The 25416-nt window shown below is 70.7% G+C and carries 26 protein-coding genes; 8 read left to right on the top strand and 18 right to left on the bottom strand.

The annotated features are described in order from the left end of the window. Positions 1 to 35: 35 nt before the first annotated feature. From EU555_RS15310 to EU555_RS15295, 4 genes are all read right to left on the bottom strand, one after another. Complete coding sequence (locus EU555_RS15310; RefSeq protein ID WP_135415510.1) at positions 36 to 836, bottom strand: ABC transporter permease; 801 nt, start codon at positions 834 to 836, stop codon at positions 36 to 38. Next, positions 833 to 1723: an ABC transporter permease gene (locus EU555_RS15305; RefSeq protein ID WP_425375117.1), complete on the bottom strand. Its 891-nt coding sequence runs from the start codon at positions 1721 to 1723 to the stop codon at positions 833 to 835. Before EU555_RS15305 ends, EU555_RS15310 begins: the two co-directional genes overlap by 4 nt. Before the next feature lie 20 nt (positions 1724 to 1743). Beyond that, entirely contained in the window at positions 1744 to 2820 is a 1077-nt protein-coding gene (locus tag EU555_RS15300) for an ABC transporter ATP-binding protein (RefSeq protein WP_135415508.1), read from the bottom strand. Positions 2821 to 3172: 352 nt separating this feature from the next. Next, positions 3173 to 4210, bottom strand: coding sequence for an ABC transporter substrate-binding protein (locus EU555_RS15295; RefSeq protein WP_135415704.1), 1038 nt, complete (start codon positions 4208 to 4210; stop codon positions 3173 to 3175). A gap of 167 nt (positions 4211 to 4377) precedes the next feature. On the opposite strand from EU555_RS15295, the gene EU555_RS15290 reads away from it, so the two are divergent. Continuing rightward, positions 4378 to 5283 (top strand): LysR substrate-binding domain-containing protein, encoded by a 906-nt coding sequence (locus EU555_RS15290; RefSeq protein ID WP_135415507.1) that lies wholly within the window; start codon positions 4378 to 4380, stop codon positions 5281 to 5283. Between the two features lie 87 nt (positions 5284 to 5370). Here EU555_RS15290 and galU read toward each other — a convergent pair whose 3' ends face one another. Then, positions 5371 to 6237 (bottom strand): UTP--glucose-1-phosphate uridylyltransferase GalU, encoded by an 867-nt coding sequence (gene galU / locus EU555_RS15285; protein ID WP_135415506.1) that lies wholly within the window; start codon positions 6235 to 6237, stop codon positions 5371 to 5373. A gap of 179 nt (positions 6238 to 6416) precedes the next feature. Here galU and galE point away from each other — a divergent pair, with 179 nt between their 5' ends. The 3 genes from galE (at position 6417) to EU555_RS15270 (ending at position 9481) form a co-directional block, all read left to right on the top strand. After that, positions 6417 to 7409: a UDP-glucose 4-epimerase GalE gene (gene galE, locus EU555_RS15280; RefSeq protein WP_135415505.1), complete on the top strand. Its 993-nt coding sequence runs from the start codon at positions 6417 to 6419 to the stop codon at positions 7407 to 7409. A 2-nt stretch (positions 7410 to 7411) separates the two neighbouring features. Beyond that, positions 7412 to 8608, top strand: coding sequence for a lytic murein transglycosylase (locus EU555_RS15275; RefSeq protein WP_135415504.1), 1197 nt, complete (start codon positions 7412 to 7414; stop codon positions 8606 to 8608). A 69-nt stretch (positions 8609 to 8677) separates the two neighbouring features. Then, a complete protein-coding gene (locus EU555_RS15270; RefSeq protein WP_135415503.1) occupies positions 8678 to 9481 on the top strand; it encodes an aldolase in 804 nt (267 codons plus the stop codon). Here the strand turns inward: EU555_RS15270 and EU555_RS15265 are convergent. From EU555_RS15265 to EU555_RS15235, 7 genes are all read right to left on the bottom strand, one after another. Continuing rightward, positions 9469 to 9903 carry a DUF4267 domain-containing protein gene (locus EU555_RS15265; RefSeq protein WP_135415502.1) on the bottom strand — a complete coding sequence of 145 codons (435 nt, stop codon included), beginning with the start codon at positions 9901 to 9903 and terminating at the stop codon, positions 9469 to 9471. The genes EU555_RS15270 and EU555_RS15265 overlap by 13 nt on opposite strands. Before the next feature lie 245 nt (positions 9904 to 10148). Beyond that, a complete protein-coding gene (locus EU555_RS15260; protein WP_135415501.1) occupies positions 10149 to 11159 on the bottom strand; it encodes a zinc-binding alcohol dehydrogenase family protein in 1011 nt (336 codons plus the stop codon). A gap of 540 nt (positions 11160 to 11699) precedes the next feature. After that, positions 11700 to 12482 carry a transporter substrate-binding domain-containing protein gene (locus tag EU555_RS15255; protein WP_135415500.1) on the bottom strand — a complete coding sequence of 261 codons (783 nt, stop codon included), beginning with the start codon at positions 12480 to 12482 and terminating at the stop codon, positions 11700 to 11702. 23 nt (positions 12483 to 12505) lie between these two features. Continuing rightward, positions 12506 to 13234 carry an amino acid ABC transporter ATP-binding protein gene (locus EU555_RS15250; RefSeq protein ID WP_135415499.1) on the bottom strand — a complete coding sequence of 243 codons (729 nt, stop codon included), beginning with the start codon at positions 13232 to 13234 and terminating at the stop codon, positions 12506 to 12508. Continuing rightward, positions 13218 to 13871 carry an amino acid ABC transporter permease gene (locus EU555_RS15245; protein WP_135415702.1) on the bottom strand — a complete coding sequence of 218 codons (654 nt, stop codon included), beginning with the start codon at positions 13869 to 13871 and terminating at the stop codon, positions 13218 to 13220. Before EU555_RS15245 ends, EU555_RS15250 begins: the two co-directional genes overlap by 17 nt. A gap of 14 nt (positions 13872 to 13885) precedes the next feature. Beyond that, positions 13886 to 14569: an amino acid ABC transporter permease gene (locus EU555_RS15240; RefSeq protein WP_135415498.1), complete on the bottom strand. Its 684-nt coding sequence runs from the start codon at positions 14567 to 14569 to the stop codon at positions 13886 to 13888. Then, on the bottom strand, positions 14566 to 15699 hold the full coding sequence (locus EU555_RS15235; RefSeq protein ID WP_135415699.1) for a mannitol dehydrogenase family protein: 1134 nt from the start codon (positions 15697 to 15699) through the stop codon (positions 14566 to 14568). The genes EU555_RS15240 and EU555_RS15235 overlap by 4 nt, the downstream gene beginning before the upstream one ends. Positions 15700 to 15913: 214 nt before the next feature. Here EU555_RS15235 and EU555_RS15230 point away from each other — a divergent pair, with 214 nt between their 5' ends. After that, a complete protein-coding gene (locus tag EU555_RS15230) occupies positions 15914 to 16873 on the top strand; it encodes a GntR family transcriptional regulator (protein WP_135415497.1) in 960 nt (319 codons plus the stop codon). A gap of 347 nt (positions 16874 to 17220) precedes the next feature. Here EU555_RS15230 and mmsB read toward each other — a convergent pair whose 3' ends face one another. The 3 genes from mmsB to EU555_RS15215 all read right to left on the bottom strand — a co-directional run bounded on the left by mmsB (position 17221) and on the right by EU555_RS15215 (position 20974). After that, a complete protein-coding gene (gene mmsB, locus EU555_RS15225) occupies positions 17221 to 18108 on the bottom strand; it encodes a 3-hydroxyisobutyrate dehydrogenase (protein WP_135415496.1) in 888 nt (295 codons plus the stop codon). Between the two features lie 51 nt (positions 18109 to 18159). Next, positions 18160 to 19302 (bottom strand): acyl-CoA dehydrogenase family protein, encoded by a 1143-nt coding sequence (locus tag EU555_RS15220; RefSeq protein ID WP_135415495.1) that lies wholly within the window; start codon positions 19300 to 19302, stop codon positions 18160 to 18162. Between the two features lie 175 nt (positions 19303 to 19477). After that, positions 19478 to 20974, bottom strand: coding sequence for a CoA-acylating methylmalonate-semialdehyde dehydrogenase (locus tag EU555_RS15215; protein WP_135415697.1), 1497 nt, complete (start codon positions 20972 to 20974; stop codon positions 19478 to 19480). Positions 20975 to 21069: 95 nt separating this feature from the next. Here EU555_RS15215 and EU555_RS15210 point away from each other — a divergent pair, with 95 nt between their 5' ends. Further along, complete coding sequence (locus EU555_RS15210) at positions 21070 to 21981, top strand: LysR family transcriptional regulator (RefSeq protein ID WP_135415494.1); 912 nt, start codon at positions 21070 to 21072, stop codon at positions 21979 to 21981. A 216-nt stretch (positions 21982 to 22197) separates the two neighbouring features. Here the strand turns inward: EU555_RS15210 and EU555_RS15205 are convergent, their stop codons facing one another. After that, on the bottom strand, positions 22198 to 23076 hold the full coding sequence (locus EU555_RS15205) for an oxidoreductase (protein WP_135415493.1): 879 nt from the start codon (positions 23074 to 23076) through the stop codon (positions 22198 to 22200). A 66-nt stretch (positions 23077 to 23142) separates the two neighbouring features. Here EU555_RS15205 and EU555_RS15200 point away from each other — a divergent pair, with 66 nt between their 5' ends. Then, the gene (locus tag EU555_RS15200; protein WP_135415492.1) at positions 23143 to 23586 is read left to right on the top strand and encodes a helix-turn-helix domain-containing protein; all 444 of its coding nucleotides are present in this window, start codon (positions 23143 to 23145) and stop codon (positions 23584 to 23586) included. A gap of 429 nt (positions 23587 to 24015) precedes the next feature. After that, positions 24016 to 24162: a hypothetical protein gene (locus EU555_RS36170; protein WP_167858554.1), complete on the top strand. Its 147-nt coding sequence runs from the start codon at positions 24016 to 24018 to the stop codon at positions 24160 to 24162. A 6-nt stretch (positions 24163 to 24168) separates the two neighbouring features. On the opposite strand, the gene EU555_RS15195 is transcribed toward EU555_RS36170, so the two are convergent. Both EU555_RS15195 and EU555_RS15190 read right to left on the bottom strand, forming a co-directional pair. Further along, the gene (locus EU555_RS15195) at positions 24169 to 24399 is read right to left on the bottom strand and encodes a BrnA antitoxin family protein (RefSeq protein ID WP_135415491.1); all 231 of its coding nucleotides are present in this window, start codon (positions 24397 to 24399) and stop codon (positions 24169 to 24171) included. 161 nt (positions 24400 to 24560) lie between these two features. After that, positions 24561 to 25367: a cyclase family protein gene (locus EU555_RS15190; RefSeq protein ID WP_135415490.1), complete on the bottom strand. Its 807-nt coding sequence runs from the start codon at positions 25365 to 25367 to the stop codon at positions 24561 to 24563. Positions 25368 to 25416: the final 49 nt, after the last annotated feature.

Here is a 25416-nt window from a genome sequence, read left to right as displayed (position 1 = left end):
GTGAACTCCTGTACGCCGGCGATGGGCCGCGATTGTCAGTGGCTGCCCTTGCCGGCGAGCACGCGGTCGAGGCCGTAGAGGCGGTCAAGGACGACGAGGAACACCAGGGTGATCGCGATCACGCAGGCCGAGACCGAGGTCACCAGGGGGTCGATGTTGTCCTGAATGTAGAGGAACATGCGCACCGGCAGCGTCTCGGTGCCGGGCGCGGCGAGGAAGACCGTCATGGTCAGGTCGTCGAAGGACTGGATGAAGGCGAGCGCCCAGCCGCTCACGACGCCCGGCAGGATCAGCGGCAGGGTCACCCGGCGAAACAGCGTGAACCCGCCGGCCCCGAGCGAGACCGCCGCCCGTTCCAGGGCCGGATCGAGCCCGGCCGCCGCCGCGAGCGTCAGCCGGAACGCGAAGGGGAAGACCACGACGATATGGGCGGCGAGCAGCGCCAGGAAGGTGCCGCCGAACCCGATCGCGGTGAAGAAGCGCAGGAAGGCGACGCCGAGCACGACGTGCGGGATCATCAGGGGCGACAGGAACAGGGCCTGGAGCGCGCCCCGGCCGGGGACCGCGTAGCGGGTGAGCGCCAGCGCCGCCGGCACCGCGAAGAGCAGGGCGATGAAGGAGGACAGCGCGCCCAGCCCGAGGCTGACCCAGAAGGCGTGGACGAATTCGGGATAGTCCGCGATCGCCCTGAACCAGCGAAGGGAAAAGCCGTTCGTCGGCAGCGAGAGGAAGCCCTCGGGCGTGAAGGCGACGAGGCAGACGACGACGATCGGCGCCAGCATGAATATCACGAACAGGCCGTGGAAGGCGAGCGCGAGGGGGCCGTTGCGGCTCATCGGAACACCTCCGCGTAACGCCGCTCGACGAGCGCGTTGGCGCCGACGACGATCAGGACGAGGCCGGCGAGCAGCAGCACCGCCACCGCGGCGCCGAGCGGCCAGTTCAGGGTGTTGAGGAACTCGTCGTAGGCGAGCGTCGCCGCGACCTTGAGGCGGCGCCCGCCGATGATCGCCGGCGTCGCGAAGGCGCTCGCCGAGAGCGAGAACACGATGATCGCGCCGGACAGCACGCCCGGCATGACCTGCGGCAGCACGATGCGGCGCAGGATGGTGAGCGGCCCGGCGCCGAGCGACATCGCGGCGTGCTCGACTTGGCTGTCGAGGCGCTGGAGCGCGGCCCAGACCGACAGCACCATGAACGGCATCATCACGTGGACGAGGGCGATGACGACGCCGGTCTCTGTGAACAGGAATGGCAGCGGCGAGGCAATGAGCCCGAGCGACAGCAGCAGCTTGTTGGCGAGCCCGTTAGACCCGCCGAACAGCAGCGCCCAGCCGAGGGTGCGCGCCACCACCGAGATGAGGAGCGGCCCAAGGATCAGGAGCAGGAAGATCCCGCGCCAGCGCCCGCTCATCCGGTTGAGGATGTAGGCCTCGGGCGCGCCGAGGAGCGCCGTGAGGAGCGTCGTGATCAGCGCGATGCGCAGCGTCCGCCCGAACATCTCGGCGTAGTACGGGTCGGTGGCGATCTCGTGCCAGTTCTTCAGGATCAGGACCGGCTCGATGCCCTTGTACTGGCCCCAGTCGTGGAACGAGAGCAGGACCGTCATCGTCAGCGGCACCAGGACGATGCCGGTGAACAGCATCAGGGCCGGCAGCACCAGCCAGAGCGGCGCGCGGCTGGCGCGGGGCTCCGGAACGGTTGCCGGGGCGGCGGCCGGCAGCGTGGTCGCGGCGGCGGCGCTCACGCGGCGGCCCCCGCCCTGAGGCTCATGTCCCGGATGCTCATGTCTTCTTCGCGCCAGGCGAGGCGCACCGCCTCGCCCTCGCCGGGCTGGGCCAGCCCGTCGTTGGGGCGCACCACGATCGCCGGGCCGCACTCGGTCTCGCACTGGAAGAGCCAGTGGTTGCCCTGGAAGATGCGGGCGGCGACCCGGGCCGGCAGGCCGGATTCGGAAAAGCTGATCCGCTCGGGCCGGACGCTGATCGTCACCGGGCCGCGCAGGCCCGCCGGCGCCGGTGCGCTCCAGCCGCCGGCGACGATCCGGGCCGGAGCCGCGCCCTCGATGCGGGCGGAAAAATCGTTGGTCTTGCCGAGGAACCGGGCGACGAAGGCGGAGGCCGGGCGCTCGTAGGTGTCCTGCGGCGTGCCGATCTGCTCGATCCGGCCCTTGCTCATCACCACGACGCGGTTGGAGAGGGAGAGCGCCTCGGTCTGGTCGTGGGTGACGAGGATCGTGGTGGTGCCGAGGTCGCGCTGGATCTGGCGCAGCTCGATCTGCATCTCCTCGCGCAGCTTGGCGTCGAGGTTCGAGAGCGGCTCGTCGAGGAGCAGCACGCTCGGGCGGATCACGAGGGCGCGGGCGAGCGCCACCCGCTGCTGCTGGCCGCCGGACATCCGGCGCGGATGACGGTCCTCGTAACCGGCAAGTCCCACCATCGCCAGCGCGGCGCGGACCCGCTCGGTGCGCTCCGCCTTGCCCACCCGCTGCATCTCGAGCCCGAAGGCGACGTTCTCGGCCGCCGTCATGTGCGGGAAGAGCGCGTAGCTCTGGAACACGATGCCGAGGCCGCGCTTCGACGGATGGACCTGCGTCAGGTCGCGGCCCTGAAGCCGGATCGTCCCGCGGGAGGGGCTGAGGAAGCCGGCGATCATCTGCAGCGTCGTGGTCTTGCCGCAGCCCGAGGGTCCGAGGAACGAGACGAACTCGCCGGGGGCGACCGCGAGGGTGAAGTCCTCGACCGCGACGTGGCTGCCGAAGGCCTTGGCGACGTGCTCGAGTTCGAGCAAAGGCGCGGAGGGGCGGAGGTTCGTGGTCATGCGCGGATCCGGGGCTGTCCGGGGAAGGAAAGGCGTAGGTCTCCCCTCTCCCACACGGGAGAGGGGATCCCGCGTCTTAGAGCCTGTTTGACTGCGGAGAGCGGGATCGCATGGGCCCGATCTATCCCATCCACGGCCTCATCCTGAGGTGCGACTGAAAGGAGCCTCGAAGGAGGGCTCCAGAAGCCACTGCGATCCCTGGAGCCCTCCTTCGAGGTCAGTCGATCTTCAATCGACTGACACCTCAGGATGAGGTGGAGGGTGGGATAGATTTCCCAGACATGTCAAACGGGCTCTTACACAGCGATGTTTTGGATATTCTCAGGGTAAAGTAGAAGAAGCAGGCTTGCTCTCACCGCTCGACCTCCCGGTTCCATCGTTTCGTCCACTCCTCGCGCTTCTCGTTCACCACCGCCCAGTCCGGTGTGTAGAGGGCGGCGGCGCGGGCGCCGACGGGGGCCATCTTGACGATCTCCGGCGGCGCCTCGACCGACTTCACGACCGGGCCGTAGCCGTACTCCTTGAGCATCGTGAGCTGCACCTTGGGGTCGAGCAGCGCCTTGATGAAGGCGTTGGCGAGCGGCGAACCCTTCGGCTTGGCGACCGGGCAGGCGGCGGTGAGGAGCGCGACGGCGCCCTCCTTCGGGTAGACGAAATCGACCGGGAAGCCGGTATTGGCCAGCCCCTGCACCCGGCCGGTGCCCCAGACCGCGATCACCGCCTGGCCGGACTGGAACAGCTCCGTCATCTTGCCGGGCGACGGCTCGTAGGCGAGCACGTTCGGGTTGATCTCGGACTTGAAGATCTTGAATGCGCTGTCGACGTTCTTCTCGCTGCCGCCGTTCATCTTCGCCAGCATCACCAGGACGTTGAGCCCGTAGGTGTTGTTGATCGGCGGGATGACGAGTGTCTTTCGGTACTTCGGGTCCTTGAGGTCGTTCCAGGAGGTCGGCGGCGCCCAGCCCCGCTCCGCAAAGACCTTGGTGTTGTACATGAGCCCGGTGGCGACGAGGCCGGTCGCCACCGCACGATCGTCCGTGAAGCGGGCGAGGTCGTAGAGGTCGGCGGTCGGCACGCCCTCGACACGATCGCAGAAGCCGAGCTGGATCGCCTGGTACATCGGGCCGTCGTCGACGATCGCGACGTCGATCTGCTGGTTGCCCTTCTGGGCCTGGAGCTTGGCGAGCGTGTCGGTGGAGTTGCCGGCGACGTACTCGACCTTGACGTCGTTGGCCTTCTCGAAGGCCGGGATCACCTCGGTGCGGATCGTCTTCTCGAACGACCCGCCATAGCCGGCGACGTAGAGCGTCTTCTGCTGCGCCAGGGCGGGGGTCAGCGAGGTGGCCACGGCCGTGAGGCCGAGGGCGGTCAGGAGGCCGAGCTGCTTCACCAAGAACCTGTCTCCTCTGGCGGGCGCGATGCGGCATTGCACAAGAAAGTGCCATGCCGTCGCGATGGGCAGAAAGGTGCCGGGCCGGCTCGGCCCCGTCCAATGCGAAATGGCGCGCCGTTCATGTCGAAATGTTATGGTTCGCACCGGGGCGGCGGGAGGCGGGCGTGGCACGGATCAACCTGCGGCAGGTCGAGGCCTTCCGCGCCACGATGCTGACCGGCAGCGTCACCGAGGCCGCCGCCCTGATGGGGGTGACGCAGCCCGCGGTGAGCCGCCTGCTGCGCGACCTCCAGGCCGTCCTCAACATGCCGCTGTTCGAGAAGCGCGGCACCGGCCTGGTGCCCACGGCCGCCGCGAGCGCGCTCTATACCGAGGTCGAGCGCTCCTTCGTCGGCCTCGAGCGGATCGGGGCGGCGGCCGAGGAGATCCGCAACCGGCGCACCGGCTTCCTGCGGGTCGCGGCGCTGCCGGCCCTCGCCAACGGCTACCTGCCGCGCCTCACCGGCCACTTCCTCAAGGAGCGGCCGAACCTGAACCTGTCGCTGTTCGGCGTCATCTCGCCGATCGTGGTCGACTGGGTGATCAACAACCAGTGCGACGTCGGCTTCGCCGAGGTACCGATCGCCCATGCGGGCGTGCCGAGCCTGCGCCTGCCGGGCGTGGCGCGGGTCGCGGTGCTGCCCGAGGGGCACCGGCTGGCCGGAAAGGCGCGGCTCGAGCCGCGGGACTTCGCGGGCGAGACCTTCGTGTCGCTCACCGCCGGCTCGACCGGGCGCCACCTCGTCGACCAGGCCTTCCACCGCGACGGCGTGCGCCGCATTTTGCGGATCGAGACCGCCCTGTCGGAGATAATCTGCGGGCTGGTCTCGTCGGGGATCGGGGTGTCGATCTCCGATCCGTTCACCGCTCGGGAGTTCGAGGGCCGGGGCGTCGTGGTGCGGCCCTTCGTGCCGCGCATCGAGTTCGAGTTCGCGGCGGTGTTCCCGCCCCAGCGCAGCCCCTCCCCGGTCGCCCTCGACCTCGTCGAGGCGGTGCGGCACTCGCTGACGAAGCCGCCCTTCGTGGAGTGAGGGCGATGCCACTCACCGTGATCCCGGGGCCGCGCGGTGGAACCCGGGACGACGGCGAGGCTCGTCGTTTCGCGAGGCCGACCGCGCTCACTTCCCGCCGAGCAGCGCCGCGATCTCGCGCTTCAGGTCCTCGCGCAGCTCCGGCCGCTCCAGGCCATAGGCGAGGTTGGCGACCAGGAAGCCGAGCTTCGAGCCGGTATCGTAGGTCTTGCCGCGGTAATGCATGCCGTAGAACTTCTGCGTCTCCGCCAGGCGCTTCATGCCGTCGGTGAGCTGGATCTCGCCGCCCGCGCCGCGCTCGCCGCGCTCGAGGATGGAGAAGATCTCCGGCTGCAGGATGTAGCGGCCCGAGATGATGTAGTTCGACGGCGCCGTGCCCTTCGGCGGCTTCTCCACCATGCCGGTGATCTCGAAGGTGTCGCCGAACTCCTGGCCGACGCTGACGATGCCGTACTGGTGGGTCTGGTCGGGAGCGACCTCCTCGACCGCGATGATGTTGCCGCCGTGCTTCTCGTAGGCCGCCATCATCTGCACCATGCTGCCGCGGCTGAGCATGTCGGGCAGGATCACCGCGAAGGGCTCGTCGCCGACGATCTCGCGGGCGCACCAGACCGCATGGCCGAGGCCCAGCGGCTCCTGCTGGCGGGTGAAGCTGGTCTGGCCGGCGGCCGGCAGATCCTTCTTCAGCGCCTCGTAGGCCTCCGTCTTGTTGCGCTCCTGCAGGGTGCGGTCGAGCTCGAACGCGATGTCGAAATGGTCCTCGATCACCGCCTTGCCGCGGCCGGTCACGAAGATGAAGTGCTCGATCCCGGCCTCCTTCGCCTCGTCGACCACGTGCTGGACCACCGGACGATCGACGACCGTCAGCATCTCCTTGGGCACCGCCTTGGTCGCCGGCAGGAAACGGGTCCCGAGGCCCGCGACCGGGAGGACGGCTTTGCGAATGCGTTTCATCGTGCGTGATCCAGTGAACACCGAGGAGCTGCCGGACCGCCCGGCGGGAGCGGGCGCATCCGGACGCACGCGCCCGGCCGACATCCTCCCTCCGGGCTGCCTTGCCACCCGACAGCTTAATTGACGCTGAAGCATTGCGAGGTATGGATCAACCCGTCTCTGGGCGGGGAGCGCGCGGAATGGCGGTACTTGTCACGGGTGGGGCCGGCTATATCGGCAGCCACATGGTGCTCGCCCTGATCGATGCCGGGCACGACGAGGTCGTGGTCCTCGACGATCTCTCGACCGGCTTCGACTGGGCGCTGCCGCCGGAAGTCACGCTGGTGCGCGGCGACGTGGCCGACCAATCCCTCGTCGCCGAGACCATCCGCCGGCACAGGATCGACGCGCTGGCGCATTTCGCCGCCAAGATCGTGGTGCCGGATTCGGTGTCGGATCCCCTCGGCTACTACCTCGCCAACACGGTGAAGTCGCGGGCGCTGATCGAGGCGGCGATCGGCGCGGGCGTGCGCCACGTGATCTTCTCCTCGACGGCGGCGGTCTACGGCGAGCCGGCGATCGTGCCGGTGCCCGAGGACCTCGCGCCGAACCCGATCAACCCTTATGGCCGCTCGAAGCTGATGACCGAGTGGATGCTGGAGGACGCCGCCCGCGCCCACGGCATCAGCTACGTGGCGTTGCGCTACTTCAACGTGGCCGGCGCCGATCCGCGCGGGCGCTCCGGCCAGTCGACCCCGAACGCCACGCATCTCATCAAGGTCGCGACCCAGGCGGCTCTCGGCAAGCGCGGCCAACTCGAGGTGTTCGGCACCGATTATCCGACGCCCGACGGCTCGTGCCTGCGCGACTACATCCAGGTCTCGGACCTCGCCGCCGCCCATCTCGTGGCGCTCAACCACCTGCGCGGCGGCGGCGACAGCCTGACGCTCAATTGCGGCTATGGCCGCGGCTACTCCGTGCTCGAGGTGATCGACGTGGTGAAGTCGGTCTCCGGCGTCGACTTCCCGGTGAAGCTGTCGCCGCGCCGTCCGGGCGATCCGTCGCGGATCATCGCCGGGGCCGACCGGATCCGGGCCGAGCTTGGCTGGGTGCCGCAGCACGACGACCTGCGCGCGATCGTGACCCAGGCGCTCGCCTGGGAGGAGGCGCTCGGACGGCGCAACCTGCGCTGACCATGCGCCACCTCCGCGCGGCGGCCGCGGCGGTCGCCCTGGCGCTCGGCGCCCTTGTCCTCTCCCTTGCCCCGGCCCCGCCTGCCCGGGCGGGCGATTTCCGCGCCTTCGTCGAGGGGCTGTGGCCGGCGGCTCAAGGCCGCAACGTCTCCCGCGCGACCTTCGACGCCGCGTTCCGGGGCGTCACCCCGGACCCGGCGGTGCTGGCGCGGCTGCGCCGCCAGGGCGAGTTCGGCCGCCCGGTCTGGGAATACCTGACCGGGGCGGTCTCCGGCGGCCGCATCGCCCGCGGGCGGGCGGAGGCCGCGCGCCGGGCCGACACGCTGGCGGCGATCGAGGCCCGGTACGGCGTGCCCGGGCCGGTGGTGCTGGCCTTCTGGGGCATCGAGTCGGATTTCGGCGCCAGCGCCGGTACGCTGCCGGTGGTGCGGGCGCTCGCCACCCTGGCGGAGGCGGGCCATCGCGGCACGCTGTTTCGCGACGAATTGCTCGCCGCCCTCGAGATCCTCGAGCACCACGACGTGAAGCCGGAGCGGATGCGCGGCTCCTGGGCCGGCGCCATGGGACAGACGCAGTTCCTGCCCTCGGCCTACCTGCGGGCGGCGGTGGATTTCGACGGCGACGGCCGGCGCGACATCTGGGATTCGGCGCCGGATGCGCTGGCGTCGATCGCGAGCTTCCTCGCCCAGGCCGGCTGGCGGCGGGATCTGCCCTGGGGTGTCGCCGTCACCCTGCCGCCGGACTTCGACCTCGCGCGCTACCGCGCCCCGTTCGCGGAGTTCGCCCGGCGCGGGGTGCGGGCGCTGGACGGCGCGGCCCTGCCGGAGGCCGGCGAGGCGAGCCTCTTCCTGCCCGGCGGCGCCGGCGGGCCGGCCTTCCTGATCACCGCCAATTTCGAGGCGATCCGCGCCTACAACACCTCGGACGCCTACGCCCTCGCGGTCGGCCACCTCGCCGACCGGATCGCCGGCGGGCCGGCGCTCGCCGCGCCCTGGCCGACCGGCCCGCGCCTCGACCAGGCCGGGCTCACCGCCCTGCAGCGCGCGCTCTCCGCCCGCTCGCTCTATGACGGCCCGTTCGACGGCCGGGCGGGACCGCGCCTGCGCGAGGCGGTGCGGCGCTACCAGATCGAGGCCGGCCTGGCGGCGGACGGCTACGCCACCCCCGCCCTGCTGGAGCACCTGCGCGGCGCGCACTGACCGGCAGCCATGGACAAGCGGGGGAGGCATCCGCCAGGATCGGTCTCCCATCAGGAGAGACCAGACCCCATGGCTCACGCACTGGCCGCGACCTCGCCTGCCGCCGAGCGGACCCCGAACGGCCTCAACCAGCCCGACCTCGCCGGACCCGAGGTGCGCCGGGCGAAGGAGGAGTTGGCGGCCTGCTTCCGCATGGCGGCGCGGCTCGGGCTGGAAGAGGGCATCTGCAACCACTTCTCGGCGATGGTGCCGGGCTACGACGACCTGTTCATCGTCAACCCCTACGGCTACGCCTTCGCCGAGCTTTCCGCCTCGAAGCTGCTGATCTGCGATTTCCACGGCACCGTCGTCGCGGGCGAGGGCCAGCCGGAGGCGACCGCCTTCTACATCCATGCCCGCCTGCACAAGCGCATCCCGCGGGCGCGGGTGGCGTTCCACACCCACATGCCCTACGCCACCGCCCTCTCGATGACCGAGGGCGACCCGCTGATCTTCGCCGGCCAGACCGCGTTGAAGTTCTACGGCCGCACCGCCTTCGACCGGAACTACAACGGCCTCGCCCTCGACGCCGCGGAGGGCGACCGCATCGCCGACAGCGTCGGCGAGGCCGACATCGTGTTCATGAAGAACCACGGCGTCATGGTGCTCGCGCCCACCATCGCGGAGGCCTGGGACGACCTCTACTACCTCGAGCGGGCGGCGGAGGTGCAGGTGCTCGCCCTCTCGACCGGCCGCCCGGTCCTGCCGGTCGACCCCGCCATCGCGGAGGCCGCCTACCGGCAGATGCGCGAGGGCGACCCCGAATCGGCGCGCCTCCACCTCGCGGCGATCCGCCGGCGGCTGGACCGCGAGGAGCCGGACTATGCGGAGTGACCGCGACCCGCCGGCCATCCCGCCAGCCATGACGCCATGAGCGCCAGCACGCCGGCGCTCAGCCCGTGCAGGGCCACCTGCCACCAGGCCGCGGTGCCGGCCAACAGGATCAGCGTCAGGTCGCAGGCCGGGATGACCAGGCTCGCCGCGAGCACCAGGGCGACGGCGAGGCGGGTCGCGACCACCGCGAGGCCGGCGAGGTAGAGCGCGAGGGCCGCGTCGCGGGCGCCGATCGCCCGCAGGTAGGTGCGGCCGATTCCGTCGGGCTCCGGCACGCCGTAGATCAGCGCGCCGAGGGAGGGCGCCGCCAGGAACAGGGCGCCGAGGGCGAGGAAGACCAGCGCCAGGGCCAGCACGACCCAGAGGCGCGGATCTGCGGCGGTGAGGCGATCGTCTCCGGCGATGGGGCTGCGCAGGTTCATCCTGCTGGCATGCCGAAAGGGACGCCCGGGCGCCTTCACCTGGGTTGAGCACGAGCGGGTTGGGCTGCTGCGCTCCTCGCGCGACGCATCATGCGCCGACATGTGTGGGCAGGGAGGATAGAAAGATCTCGCGATCCGACATCGCAAGGCCAAGCATCGTGCGCTTTACCGGATCCCTCCCCGTTCGTGCAGTGACGATCGATTTGAGGCCGCGAGCGTCTTTCTTGACAGGTCTCGATTGGCTTCTACAGCTCCAGGATCGCCTTGATCACCCCGGCCTCCGGCCGCAGCCAGTCGCGAAACAGCTCCGGCCCGTCCGACAGCGCCCCGCGATGCGTGCGCAAAGCCTGCGTCGGCACGCGACCGGCCTGCATCTGGCGCACCACCTCGGCGAAGTCGTCGGGCTGCGCGTTGCGGCTGGCGAACAGGGTGGTCTCGCGCTTGTGGAACTCGGGGTCCGAGAACACGATGTCGTCGCGCACCACGCTCACCAGCACGTAGCGGCCGCCATGGCCGACGAAGCCGAAGCCGCGCTGCATCGCGGCGCGGTTGCCGGTGCAGTCGATCACGCAGTCGTAGAAGTCGTTCGCGGTGGCGGCCCCGGCCTTCGCCTCGGCCTCGTCGTCGGCAAGCAGCAGCGCGTCGGCGGCGAGCGCGCCCTGCGTGAAGGCGAGCCGGTCCTCGCGCAGGTCCATCACGGTGACGTGGGCGCCGCGCGCCTTGGCGAAGATCACCGCCGACATGCCGATCGGCCCCGAGCCGACGACCAGCACCCGGTCCTCGGCGGTGATGCCGCCGCGCTTCACCCCGTGGGCGCCGATGGCCAGGAACTCGATCATCGCGGCATCGTCGAGCGGCGTGTCGCCGACCGGCACGACGTTCCCCGCCGGCACGCTGATCAGCTCGGCCATGCCGCCGTCGCAATGGACGCCGAGCACGCTGATGGCCTGGCAGGCATTGGTCACGCCCTTGCGGCAGGCGACGCAACGCCCGCAGGACAGGTAGGGCACCACGTAGCAGGTCTGGCCCGCCACGAGGCCGCTGCCGGCGGGCGCCCGCTCGATCGTGCCGGACAGTTCGTGCCCCATCACCCGCGGGTACTGCAGGAACGGGTGCTTGCCCTGGTAGATGTGGAAATCCGTGCCGCAGATGCCGACCCGGCGGATGCGCACCAGCGCCTCGCCCTCGGCCGGGACCGGTTCCGGCCGCTCGGTCAGCCGCAGCCGGCCCGGCTCGTCGCAGAGGAGCACCTTCATGGGATGGGTCTTTCGCAATCTTGGTTGAGGACATGCCGCTGGCGCGAGGATGGAGCGCCGGATCCTCCTCGTCCCGCCCGAAACCGGGCCCGCCGGGCCTCGGTCGCGGCTCGCAGATCCCGAAGAAGCCCGGGATCTGTCGGGGAGAGGAGTGCCGTCGCGCGTGCCCCGGCTAGAGCATTGTCCGACGAAGTGGATACCGGTTCGTCGAAGAAAACGCTGCGAAATCAAACGCCTCGAGCGCTGCCCGATTGCAGCGTCATCGTGCACGACAGTGCGATTTTTTGCGGTGACGCACCTCCGACCCGCGACCTCATCCTGAGGTGCCGGCGATCGAAGATCGCACGCGATCGGAGATCGACTCGATCTTTGATCGACGGCCTCGAAGGAGGGCTCCAGAAGGCTCAGGTCCATCTGGAGCCCTCCTTCGAGGCTGCTGCAAGCAGCAGCACCTCAGGATGAGGGTGCGGATGGGAGAGGCTGGCACCGCCACCAAACCACACTGTCGTGTACCGTGATGCAGCGTGATCGGGCAGTGCTCTAGGCCAGCATCTCGGCCGGCAGGTCGCTGCCGTGGTACTTCTTGTAGATCGCGTTGAGCTGGCCGTTGCGCAGGTTCTTGCGCACCCACTCGTTGAGCGCCGTCTGGAGCTTGGCCTCGCCCTTGCGGATGCCGATCGCGTAGGGAAACGTCCGCATCACGATCTTGGTCTCGAACGGCACCGGGGGGTTGCGGCCGTTGGCGGTGTTCATCACCTGCGGCGAGGTCGCCACCATGTCGACCTGGCCCGACACCATCGCGGTGATGAGGGTCGCGTCGTCGTCGTAGCGCACCATCTGGGCGCCCTGGGCGCGGGTGGTGGCCTCCTTGTCGTTGGTGCTGCCGCGGGTGGTGCCGAGGCGCTTGCCGACGACCGCCGCGTAGTCCTTGACCTCGCGGCCCTTCGGCCCGGCGATCACCGCCTGGATGACCCCGTAGGGGTCCGAGAAGTCGATCACCTTCTGGCGCTCCTCGTTCACGCTGAACGAGGCGATGACCATGTCGGCCTTGCCGGTGAGCAGGAACGGCACCCGGTTCGGGCTCGTGACCTGCACGATCTCGAGCGGCATCTCCCACGCGGCGGCGAGCAGCCGCGCGGTCTCGACGTCGGAGCCGGTCGGCTGCATCGCGGCGTCGGTCATCCCGAAGGGCGGCGAGCCGAGATCGAGGGCGACGAGCAGCTTCTTGCGGCTCCTGATCGTGTCGAGCGTGTCGGCGAGCGCCGGCATCGCCAGGGTGGAGGCGGCCGCGAGCCCGCCGGCCAGGAAGGTCCTGCGCTTCATCCCCGAATCTCCTCTGATCGCAGTCACAGCCCGCTGCCGACGAAGTCGCGCAGCTCGGGCGTTCTCGGGTTGTCGAGATCGCGGCCCGGGAGGGTCTCCCAGACCCGGCCCTGGCGCATGTAGATGACGGTGCCGGCCACCCGCCGTGCGAAGCCCATCTCGTGGGTGACCAGGATCATGGTCATGCCGCCGCGGGCGAGGTCCTCCATGACCTTCAGCACCTCGCCGGTGAGCTGCGGGTCGAGGGCCGAGGTGACCTCGTCGAACAGCATCACCTGCGGCTGCATGGCGAGCGACCGGGCGATGGCGACCCGCTGCTGCTGCCCGCCCGAGAGCTGCTCGGGATAGTGCTCGGCCTTCTCGGCGAGGCCCACCCGGGCGAGGCAGTCCAGCGCCAGCGCCCGGGCCTCACCTCGCTTGAGGCCCTTCACGCAGGTCGGCGCCAGCATGATGTTCTGGAGGGCCGTCAGGTGCGGGAAGAGGTTGTAGCTCTGGAACACGATGCCGACGGAGAGCCGCAGCGCCCGCTTGTCGAGGGTGGGGGCGTGGATCGCGTGGCCGCAGACCTCGATCGCGCCCGCCTCGATCGTCTCGAGGGCGTTGATGCAGCGCAGCGCCGTCGACTTGCCGGAGCCGGACTGGCCGATCAGCGCCACGACCTCGCCGCGGCCGACCTCGAACGAGACGCCGTCCAGGACCTTCAGCGTGCCGAAGCTCTTGTGGACGTTGGCGAGCTTAACGACGGCCGACATTGAGCCTCCTCTCCAGCCCGCGGCTCCAGGCCGACAGCGGATAGCAGATGGCGAAGTAGAAGATCGCCACGGTCACGAAGATGATGAACGGCTGGAACACCGAGTTGTTGATGAGCTTGCCGGCCTGGGACAGTTCGACGAAGCCGACGACCGAAGCGAGCGAGGTGTTCTTGACGATCTGGACCAGGAAGCCGACCGTGGGCGCGGTGGCGAGGCGCATCGCCTGCGGCAGCACCACCCGGGTCAGGCGCTGCCAGCGCGACAGCGCCAAGCACTCGGCCGCCTCCCACTGGGTCCGCGGCACCGCCTCGATGCAGCCGCGCCAGATCTCGCCGAGGAAGCCCGAGGCGTAGATGGTGAGCCCGGCACCCGCCGCGACCAGCGCCGGGAGCTGGTCGAAGCCCGCGATGGCGAGGCCGAAATAGATCATGAACAGCAGGATCAGGAGCGGCGTGCCCTGCACCACCTGGACGTAGGCGGAGGCCGCGCCGCGCAGGACCCGGTTCGGCGCGATGCGGGCGAGCGCCACCCCGAAGCCGAGGAGGCCGCCGCCGATGAAGGCGATGGCCGAAAGCGCCAGCGTCCAGCCGGCCGCCTGAAGCAGGAACCAGAGGTGCTGGGGGCCGAACGTGGGCATCATCCCCCTCCCCGCTAGAGGGCCGTGCCGAGCTTGCGCCGGCGGGTGAACACGAGGAGGCCGAAGCCCCAGAACGCCCAGCGCACCACGAAGGAGAGCGCCAGGTAGACGAGGCCGACGACGATGTAGGTCTCGAAGCTGCGGAAGGTGTCGGACTGGATGCGGTTGGCGACCGCCGTCAGCTCCTCGGCCGAGATCTGCGAGCAGATCGACGAGGCGAGCATCAGCAGCACGTACTGGCTGACCAGCGCCGGATAGACCCGCTCGATCGCCGGGCGGAGCACCACGTGCCAGTAGATCTGGCGGCGGTTCATCCCGAGGCATTCGCCGGCCTCGACCTGCGCCGTGTGGATGCTCTCGATCCCGGCGCGCATGATCTCGCAGGTATAGGCCACCACGTTGACGACGAGCGCCAGCACCGCCGCGACGTTCGCGTCGACCCGCACGCCCAGCACCGCGATGCCGAAATAGACGAGGAAGATCTGGACGAGCAGCGGCGTGTTGCGGATCACCTCGACATAGGCGCCGACGACCCGCTTGAGCCAGGGCGGGCCGTCGGCCCGCGCGATGGCGCAGAGTGCGCCGCCGACGAAGCCCAGCACCGTCGCCACCGCCGAGAGCTGCAGGGTGAGCCAGACGCCCGCCGCGAACTCGCGCCAGTACGGCAGCAGGGACGCGAAGTCGAACTGGTAGGTCATGCCGCGCCCGGCGGGTAGGCGGCGGCGAGCGCCCGCAGGACCGGCGCGGGCAGGCGGGCGCCCGCCTCCTCGACCCAGGTCAGGAAGGCGTGGACCCGGCGCTCGACCTTCTGGACGTGGTTCTGGGCGATGTCGGCGATGCGGTGGTTGAGGGAGGGGTTGCGGAAGCGGTCGAGGGTGGCGGCGACGTAGGTGTTCGCTTCCGCCTCCATCCCGCGGGCGGAAAAGCCCGGCACCACCTCGTCGCGGTAGAGCGCGTCGAGCCGCGCCCGAACCGCCGGATCGGCCAGGATCTCGCGCACGGTCTCCGCGTCGGGCCGGCCCTCGCGCTGCCAGATCTCGGCGAGGTAGGTGTGGCCGAGGTTGAGGATGTGGAGCTTCAGCCGCTCGAACGGCTCCAGGTCGTCGGCGAGCACGATGCAGGGGTGCTCGCACGGGAGCGTGAGGCCGGGCCGGCGCTCGATCGCCCACAGCGCGTAGGGCTCGGCGACCGCGCCGATCGGCTCGATCGGCTCCGAGACGATGCGGTCGACGAGGGTGTCGGTCCAGATCACGCCCGCGCGCAGCCAGACCCGGAAGTCCTCCGGGAGGCCGGCCTCCGCCGCGAGGTCGAGCACCAGGCCCTGCAGCACCCGGCCGTTGCGGTTGACGAGCTCGCAGGGGAGCAGCGTGAGGCTGCGCCCGCCCGCCTGCCAGCGCCGGTAGAGGAGCTGGGTCAGCTTGGCCGGAAACGAGGCCGGGGGCCGGGCCTCGATCAGCGCCGGACCGCGATCGGCCTCCGCGAGGGCGTAGCCGGTGTCGCCGGTATTCGACAGGACGATCTCGGCCTCCTCGACGAACAGCGCCGTCACGGCGTCCCAGTCGGTGGCGGCCGAGAGCCCGCGGTCGATGCTGGTGACGGTGACCTGCCGCTCGACCGGCGCCCCGCCCTCGATGCCGCGGATGATCACCGGGTAGCCGCCGGGCGCCCCGAAGGCGGCGACGCGGCCCGCCCGCGCCGAGGCGCCGGAGGTCTGCACCACCGCCACCGGGCCGACGTCCTGGCCGGCCGCGCGGGCCTCGTGGAGGAAGAGGTCGGCATGGGCCTGCAGGAAGCGGCTGGTGCCGAACTGGATGACGCGCCGGGTCACCGGGACGGCCCGCATGCGGCGCGAGCCGCGCAGGAAGGGGTGCCGAGAAGGGCCAAGGGCGTGTCCTCACCGCGTGGGTCTTATGTATTATCATGCATAAAGAACCGCGCGTCGCCCGCTGTCAAACGGTTTTTTATGCGCAAAGAACCGCCATGGGACGGATGGACGGGAGGCCCGCCGCCGTGCTGGACTGGGTGCGCCTCGGGAGGGTGGTATGCGGGCGAACACGGTCCACAAGCGGGCCTACAACCAGTGCCTGTCCGTGCTGGCGGCGCGGCCGCTCGGCGTCTGGCCGGTGTCGGAGGCCGAGCTGTCCGAGCGGCTCGAGGTCAGCCGCACCACGGTGCGGGGCGTGCTGGCGGGGCTCGCCGCGGCCGGGATCGTCGGGACGGACGGGGCCCGGCGGTCCCTGCGCCGCCACCCGGTGTCCGGAGACTACTTTCCGGGGCTCGAGACCGAGACGGTGGCCGAGGCGGTCGAGCGCAAGTTCATGCAGTGGGTGCTGCAGGGCGATTGCCGCCCGGGCCAGGTGGTCAACGCCGCCGAGCTGGCGCGCCTGTTCGGCACCTCGACCACGGCGGTGCGGGAGTACCTGACCCGCTTCAGCCAGTTCGGGCTCCTCAAGCGGCGGGAGAACAGCGGCTGGATCTTCGCCGGGGTGACCCCGGACTTCGCCGCCGAGATCTACGAGATCCGCGAGATGTTCGAGCTGCGCTCGGCACGGCGCTTCGTCGAGCTGGCCCCCGAGTCACCGGCCTGGGCCGAACTCGACGCCATCGCGCGGGAGCACCATGCCCTGCTGGCCGAGATCGACGCGCGCTATCGCGACTTCTCCCGCCTCGACGAGCGGCTGCACCGGCTGATCCACGACGCCTCGCGCAACCGCTTCATCCGCGACTTCTACGACGTGATCTCGATCATCTTCCACTATCACTACCAGTGGGACAAGACGGACGAGAAGGAGCGCCACCGCGTCGCCCTGCAGGAGCATCTGGACTACATCGCGGCCCTGCGCTCCCGCGACCTGCGCCTGATCGACCAGACCTGCCGGGCCCATCTGCGCACCGCCCGGGCCACGCTGCTGCGCTCGATCGCGGCCGGCCCGCTGAGCGGCGTGAAGCGCCCCCAGAGCCCCGGGACCGGGGAGTCTGCGCCGATGGCTTCCACCGGGTGAGGGCGAAGGCCCGGGCGCGGCGGGCGGCTGACGTATCGACGTCGTCCTTCGGCGGATCTCGCCCATCGCCACGGCCGGATCTCCGTCGATGACCCGGACGAGACCGTGTCCGCCGGCCGCTCACTCTCACGTCATGACGGTCGAGTGAGTGTCGTCTGCGAATGACGAAGCCGGATGCGCGGAAACGCGCCTCAGGGGGCCATTATTGTTGCCGCCGGACCGGTGACCGCTTCGGCGCCGGTCGACCCGACCGGCGGGATGATGCTGACTGCACCTCACGAAACTCCCGCTGCGCCGAGGCCGCCACACTGAGCCATGCCGGCGATCGGGAGTTTTGCGAGAGACATTTAGGCGCGCTCCGCCTCCCGCAGGTGCCGGACGATGCCGGAGAAGTCCGTGCCGCCCTGCCCCGCCGCCTCGAAGGCGGCGTAGATCGCCTCGGCGTGCGCGCCGAGCGGCGTCGCGGCGCCGGCGCTCGCGGCGGCCTCCTGCGCCAGGCGCAGGTCCTTCAGCATCAGGGCGGCGGCGAAGCCCGGCTTGTAGTCGTTGTTGGCCGGCGAGGCCGGAACCGGGCCCGGGACCGGGCAGTAGGTGGTGAGCGACCAGCACTGGCCCGAGGAGGTCGAGGCGACGTCGAACAGCGCCTGGTGCGACAGGCCGAGCTTTTCCGCCAGGACGAAGGCCTCGGCAACGCCGATCATCGAGATGCCGAGGATCATGTTGTTGCAGATCTTCGCCGCCTGGCCGGCACCGGCCTCGCCGCAATGCACGACCTTGCGGCCCATCCTCGCGAGGATCGGCTCGGCGCGGGCGAAGGCCTCGGCGCTTCCCCCCGCCATGAAGGTCAGGGTCGCCGCCTTGGCCCCGCCGACCCCGCCGGAGACCGGGGCGTCGAGGCTCGCGAGGCCGCGTCCCCGCGCCCTCTCGTGCGCCTGGCGGGCGCTGGCGACGTCGATGGTCGAGCAGTCGATCATCAGCGCGCCGGGCGGGACCCGGGGCAGCACCGCGTCGTAGACGGAGAGCACGTGCTTGCCCGCCGGCAGCATCGTGACGACCGCCTCGGCCCCCGTCACCGCCGCCTCGGCGCTGTCCGCGACCACGACGCCGGCGGCGCGGGCCGCCTCGAGCGCCTCCGGCACGAGGTCGAAGCCCGTCACCGCGTGCCCCGCCGCCACGAGGTTGGCGGCCATCGGCCCGCCCATGTTGCCGAGGCCCAGGAAGGCGATCTGCGTCATGGCTCAGCGTTTCCCTCTGTTGGTGTCCGGTTCTGCAATGGGAGGCGCGACTCAACCCGCTACGAGCCCTCGCGCCACGATCACCCGCATGATCTCGTTGGTGCCCTCCAGGATCTGGTGCACCCGCAGGTCGCGGACGATCTTCTCCACCCCGTATTCCGACAGGTAGCCGTAGCCGCCGTGGAGCTGGAGCGCCTCGTTGGCGACCCGGAAGCCGGTATCCGTCGCGAACCGCTTGGCCATGGCCGAGCGCTGGGTGGCGTCGGGGTCGCCCCGGTCGAGGGCAGCCGCCGCACCGTAGAGGAGCGCGCGGGCGGCCTCGAGCTCGGTCGCCATGTCGGCGAGGCGGAACTGCAGCGCCTGGAAGTCGCTGAGGCGCTTTCCGAAGGCCTTGCGCTCGGCCATGTAGGAGAGGCTCTTGTCGAGGGCCGCTTGCGCGCCTCCGAGGGAGCAGGCGCCGATGTTGAGCCGGCCGCCGTCGAGCCCCGCCATGGCGATGCGAAAGCCGATCCCCTCCTCGCCGAGGCGGTTCTCCACCGGAACCCGGCATTCCTCGAAGATCACGGCCCGGGTCGGCTGGGCGTTCCAGCCCATCTTGCGCTCGTTCGGCCCGAAGGACAGGCCCGGCGCACCGGAGGGCACCACGAGGGTCGAGATGCCCTTCGGTCCCGCCTCGCCGGTGCGCACCATCGTGACGTAGACATCGGCCGCGCCGGCGCCGGAGATGAACTGCTTGGCGCCGTTGAGGACGTAATGGTCGCCCTCCCGCCGGGCGGTGGTGCGGAGCGCCGCGGCGTCCGATCCGGAGCCCGGCTCGGTCAGGCAATAGGCCGCGACCTGATCCATCCGGCAGAGCGCGGGCAGGAAGCGCTCGCGCTGGGCCGGCGAGCCGAACCTGTCGATCATCCAGGCGGCCATGTTGTGGATCGACAGGAACGCCGCGACCGTCGGGCAGCCGAGGCTCAGCGCCTCGAAGATCAGGGCGGCGTCGAGCCGGGTCAGGCCCGAGCCGCCATGCTCCTCGGCGATGTAGACCCCGCCCATGCCGAGCCCTGCGGCTTCCCGCAGCACGTCGAGGGGGAAGTGCTTGCGCTCGTCCCAGTCGAGGGCGTGCGGCGCGATCCGCTCGGCCGCGAAGCTGCGCGCCATGTCGCGGATGGCGACCTGGTCCTCGGGCAGGGTGAACAGGGTCATGCGGCGGTTCCTCCGGGCTCCTCTCCTCCCCCTTGTGGGGAGGAGCCGGAGGTGGGGGTGGTGCCGCGTATGGCGCGGCGATTTATCCAGAACCACCCCCACCCCTAACCCCTCCCCACAACTTGCAGCGATTCCGGGCAAGCCCGGGATCGCCAGGGGAGGGGAATCGACGCGCTTACTGCATCACCGGCATCGAGAACTGCGCGCCTTCCTTCACCCCCGACGGCCAGCGCTGGGTGACCGTCTTGGTCTTGGTGTAGAAGCGCACCGCGTCGGGCCCGTGCTGGTTGAGGTCGCCGAAGCCCGAGCGCTTCCAGCCGCCGAAGGTGTAGTAGGCCAGCGGCACCGGGATCGGCACGTTGATGCCGACCATGCCGACCTGCACCTTGGCGGCGAAGTCGCGGGCCGCGTCGCCGTCGCGGGTGAAGATCGCGACGCCGTTGCCGTATTCGTGCTCGTTGGGCAGCCGCAGCGCCTCGGCGTAATCCTTGGCCCGGACCACCGAGAGGACGGGGCCGAAGATCTCTTCCTTGTAGATCCGCATCTCCGGCGTCACGTGGTCGAACAGGCAGCCGCCCATGTAGAAGCCGTTCTCGTAGCCCTGCATCTTGAAGGCCCGGCCGTCCACCGCGAGCGTGGCGCCCTCGCGCACGCCGATCTCGACGTAGTTGCGCACCCGCTCGAGCGCCGCCTTCGTCACCAGCGGGCCGTAATCGGCGCTCGGGTCGGTCGAGGGGCCGATCTTCAGGCTCTCGACCCGCGGGATCAGCTTGCTCATCAGGGCGTCGGCGGTCTTCTCGCCGACCGGCACCGCCACCGACACCGCCATGCAGCGCTCGCCGGCCGAGCCGTAGCCGGCGCCCATCAGGGCGTCGACGGCCTGGTCCATGTCGGCGTCCGGCATGATGATCATGTGGTTCTTGGCGCCGCCGAAGCACTGGGCGCGCTTCCCCGTCGCGGTCGCCCGGGCGTAGACGTACTGGGCGATGTCGGAGGAGCCGACGAAGCCGACCGCCTGGATGATGTCGTCGTCGAGGATCGCGTCGACCGCCTCCTTGTCGCCGTTGACGACGTTGAGGATGCCGGCCGGGAGCCCGGCCTCGATCATCAGCTCGGCGAGCCGCATCGGCACGCCGGGATCGCGCTCCGAGGGCTTGAGGATGAAGGCGTTGCCGCAGGCGATGGCGGGGGCGAACTTCCACATCGGGATCATCGCCGGGAAGTTGAACGGCGTGATGCCGGCCACCACGCCGAGGGGCTGGCGCATCGAGTAGATGTCGATGCCCGGGCCCGCCCCTTCCGTGTACTCGCCCTTCTGGAGGTGCGGGATGCCGCAGGCGAACTCCACCACCTCGACGCCGCGCTGGATGTCGCCCTTGGCGTCGGGGATCGTCTTGCCGTGCTCGCGGGCGAGCAGGTCGGCGAGGCTGTCCACCTCCCGCGCCACGAGGTCGAGGAAGCGCATCATCACCCGCGCCCGGCGCTGCGGGTTGGTGGCGGCCCAGGCCACCTGTGCCTTGGCGGCGTTCTCGATCGCGGCGCGCATCTCGGCCTGGCTCGCCAGCGCCAGGCGCCCGACCACCTCGCCGGTCATCGGCTGGTAGATGTCGGAATACCGGCCCGAGCGGCCGGGAACGTGCTCGCCGCCGATGAAGTGCCCGACCTCGCGCAGCATGGGATCCTCCCTGGATCGATCGTGTTGGGGGGCACCTTGCCCTGGCGGCCCACATAGCGGAAGGGGCGGAAAAGCGGAACGGGTGTGCGCGGATGCGGGAACCGGATGGCGCGGGATGGGACGATTACCGCTTCGTGCTGGCGGTGCACCGGGCCGGCACGGTCTCGGCGGCGGCGCGCCGCCTCGGGGTCGACCACGCGACGGTGATCCGCCGGATCGACCGGCTCGAGCGGCGGCTGGGCGAAAAGCTCTTCCACCGCCGTGCCACCGGCTACACCGCCACGCAGGGCGGCCTCGCGCTGGTGGCGACCGCGGACACGGTCGAATCGGCGATCATCCACGGCGAGGCGGCGATCGGGCGCGCCGCCTCGCAGCTCGTCGGCACGGTGCGGATCGGCGCGCCGGACGGCTTCGGCAGCACGTTCCTGGCCCCCCGCCTCACGGGCCTCGTCGAGCGCCATCCCGAGCTCGACATCGAGCTCGTGGCGACGGCCCGGCTGTTCAGCCTGTCGAAGCGCGAGGCCGACATCGCGATCGGCCTGAGCCTGCCGCCGGAGGGCCGGATCGTCGGGCGCAAGCTCACGGACTACGCGCTCAAGCTCTACGCCGCCCCCGCCTACCTCGCCCGCCATCCGCCGATCGGTGAGCGGGCCGACCTCGCGGGCCATCGCTTCGTCGGCTACATCGACGAGCTGCTCTACTCGCCGGAACTCGACTACCTGCACCAGGTCGCGCCGGGGGCCCATGCGCGCCTGCGCAGCGCCAATCTCAACGCCCAGCTCCAGGCGACCGTGGCGGGCCTCGGCCTCGCGGTCCTGCCCTGCTTCATGGCGGCCGGACGCCGGGACCTGACCTGCGTGCTGCCGGACGAGGTGTCGCTCACCCGCAGCTTCTGGCTGATGATGCACGCCGACAGCCGCGACCTCGCCCGCATCCGGGCGGTGGCGGAGCACATCTACGCGGTGGTGGAGGCGGAACGGGGGCTGTTCGCGCCGGCGGGGTGAGGGTCGGGCATGTCCGGTCGCGAGGGCGTTCCGGGCCTGTGATCGCGTGACGCCGTCCCCTGGTGTCCATGCCCTCGATCTCCGTGGCTGCGCCGTGCTCGCGCGCCGACGGCGCCTCTCGGGGCCGCTCGGGAACGTCCGTTCTGCCGGCGGCCATTCCCGAAGCGACCCGCAGGCAACTCCCATCCCCCGGACGGGGCCCGCCTGCCCGGCGCGTCACGCTGGCGAAACCGGGTCGCGGGCCGCCTTCGCCGGCAAGCTCCGCTCGTTCCGTTCGGCTTGCGAGCCGGCCCACATCAGCCGGTCGAAGGCCCGGTCAGACAGGACGCGCCGCACCGCCAGGATCACGGACGCGCCGCCGCCGACGGCGTAGCGGGTCCGCGGGCGCCGTGCGGCAACCGCGCGGGCGATGGCCCCGGCCACGACCTCCGGAGGCGAGCCGAAGCTCGCCTGATCGGCGCGGGCGAGCATGCCGGCGTGGCGCCGAGCCCAGGGGGCGTAATCCGAGGCACCCGAGCGCTCGACGAGGCTCTCGTGGGCGATGCCGCCCCACTCGGTCTTGATCGCCCCGGGCTCGATGACCACGACGCGCACGCCGAACGGAGCCACCTCCATGCGCAGGCAATCGCTCAGACCTTCGAGGGCGAACTTGGTGGCGTGATACCACGCGCCGAAGGGCTCGTGCACCTTGCCGCCCACCGAGGTGACGTTGACGATCGTGCCCGCGCGGGCCGCTCTCATCATCGGCAGGGTGAGCTGGATCAACCGGGCCGCGCCGAACAGATTGACCTCGAACTGCCGTCGCGCCTCGGCGAGCGGCACGTCCTCCAGAGCGCCGTAGCTGCCGTAGCCCGCATTGTTGACGAGGACGGACAATCCTTGCCCGGCCTCCTCGATGGCGGCGACGGCTGCGACGATGGACGCGTCGTCGGTCAGGTCGAGTTCCAGCAGGCGCGCGCCGGCCCGGCGCAGGCCGTCCATCCGGCCGACCCGCCGTGCTGCGGCGTAGACCGTGAACCCGTCCTGCATCAGCCGTTGGACCGTGGCTGCGCCGATACCCGAGGAGGCGCCGGTGACGAGAGCGACCTTGTGCATGCTGCTGCTCCTGCTAAGGAGCGCCGCCTATAAGTCTGGAGCGTGGTCCATGGTCAAGGACGTCCCATGCTGATCTCGGAATTCGCGCGGGCGACGGGCCTCAGCGCCGACACGATCCGGTTCTACGTGCGCCGTGGGCTGATCGATCCGCAGGCCGGCACGAAGGGCGGGCGCAACCCCTACCAGCTTTTCACGCCGGAGCACGTCCGCACCGCCCAGCTCATCCGCATAGGCCAGGCGCTCGGCCTGTCCCTGAAGGAGATCGGCGCGCTTCTGGCGGACGTCAGGGACGGCCGGATGGATCGCGACCGAAGCTTGGCGATCATGCTCGACCAGCGCGACCGCCTCCGGCGCAAGGCGTCCGAGATCGGCCGCATGGCAGGCTACCTCGACGCCAAGATCACCTGGGTCGAGGCGGGCTCGACCGGAGAGCAGCCGCAATTCGCGGATTTCGTACCGATGCGCGACGAGAGCGTCGCGGTCGCCCCCTGTCACGGAACGGCGGATTGAGGCCGCGATGTCCTGCCTCGTCCGGCCGGGCCGTCGCCAATTTGCGGAGGACCGCCGTCGCATGACAGGCGGCCTACTCGGCGGCAACGATCGAAGGTCCCGCCGCGCCGCATCCGCCGATGCCCTTGATGCGATGACCGGACCTCCACGGCCCAGCCCTCGCGCTCCTTCGCACGAGCGAGCCGACCGGGCGACCTCCGCTCGGCCACCTGCCGCGCCGGCACCAGCATCGCGCGCCCCGGCAACCGCAAGGTCCCGCCCTGCCGCACCGCTTCCCGCCCCGCCGGCCGCCCATCCGCCGCGGTCGTATCGAACAACGGCGTCCGAAGCCCGCCGATCACCTTGCCCAGCTCCAGGCGACGGTGGCGGCCTCGGGCACTCGCGGTCCTGCCCTGCTTGATGGCGGCCGATCGCTCCGATCTCGCTTGCGTGCCGCCGGACGAGGTGTCGCTCACCCGCAGCTTCTCGCTGATGAGGCACGCCGACAGCCGCGACCTCGCCCGCATCCAGGCGGTGGCCGAGCCCATCGACGCGACGGTCGGGGCCGGGCGGGAGCTGTTTGCCCCCGGGGGATGAGCGTTGTCAGGGCGGCGGCAGCGCCTCGGCGGACCGGCGCAGGGCATCGGCCATCCGCGCCGTCCAGCCGGGGGTGGTGGCCGTGAGCCGGGCGACGATGTCCGCGTCGCGCGTCAGGGTGACGCCCGTCTCGCGTCCGGCCGCGATCGCCGCACGGTCCTCCATCAGCCCGGCATAGAGCTCCGGGAACGCGCCCCGGAGCGGAACGGCAGCGCGGAAATCATCCTCCTCGGTCAATTCCGGATTGTCGCAAACCTCGTCCCAATCGTCCTGCGGATAGTCGGGATTGGGTCGGTAGCCGGGAGCGTGGCCGGATCCTTCTCATGAGGTTCGTTCGACATGACGACGCTCCCTCGGGCTGGCGGGACGCAAGCTGACGACGGCGTGTGCCTCCGCGGTCAGCCGATCGCCTGCCGCGGCACCGGCGCGCCCTCCTCCTCCAGGATCGCCACCGCCCGGGTCCAGCCGCCCGACGCGCCCTTGATCTTCACCGGGAAGCACGCGACCGTGAAGCCCGTGGCCGGCAGGGCTTCCAGGTTGGCGAGCTTCTCGATCTGGCAGTAGCCGGCCTCGCGCCCGGCCTTGTGGCCCTCCCAGATCAGGCTGGCGTCGCGGGTCTCGGCGTAGCGGCGGGCGGTGTGGGAGAACGGCGCGTCCCAGCTCCAGCCGTCGGTGCCGACGACGCGCACCCCCTGCCCCGTCAGGTGCAGGGTCGCGGCCCGGCCCATGCCGCAGCCGCTGTCGACGTAGTCCGGCTGGCCGAAGCGGGCGCCCGCGCGCGTATTGACCAGCACGATGTCGAAGGGCTGCAGCACGTGGCCGATGCGGGCGAGCTCGCGGTCGATCTCGTCGGGGCTCACCACGTGGCCGTCGGGCAGGTGGCGGAAATCGAGCTTCACGCCGGGGCGGAAGCACCAGTCGAGGGGCACCTCGTCGATGGTGATCGCCCGGGCGCCGCCATCCATGGTCGGATGGTAGTGCCAGGGGGCGTCGAGATGGGTGCCGTTGTGGGTGGAGAGCTGCACGCTCTCGACCGCCCAGCCCTGGCCGTCCGGCAGGTCCTCGGGTCGCAGGCCCGGGAACAGCCCGGCGACCATCGCGGCCGAGGTCGCGTGGTCGATATAGGTGACGGTCGGGCGCTGGAACGGCGGATCCGCCGGCACGTCGTTCTCGATCGCGATCGAGAGGTCGATCAGTCGGGGCATTCCGGAGGCTCCTTCGATGGTGTAGCGGCCTCCCATCGCCCCGCCGGAC

Source organism: Methylobacterium nonmethylotrophicum (assembly GCF_004745635.1).
Taxonomy (GTDB): domain Bacteria; phylum Pseudomonadota; class Alphaproteobacteria; order Rhizobiales; family Beijerinckiaceae; genus Methylobacterium; species Methylobacterium nonmethylotrophicum.
Note: the sequence above shows the minus strand (reverse complement) of the source record. Positions and strands in the feature narration are given on the sequence as shown.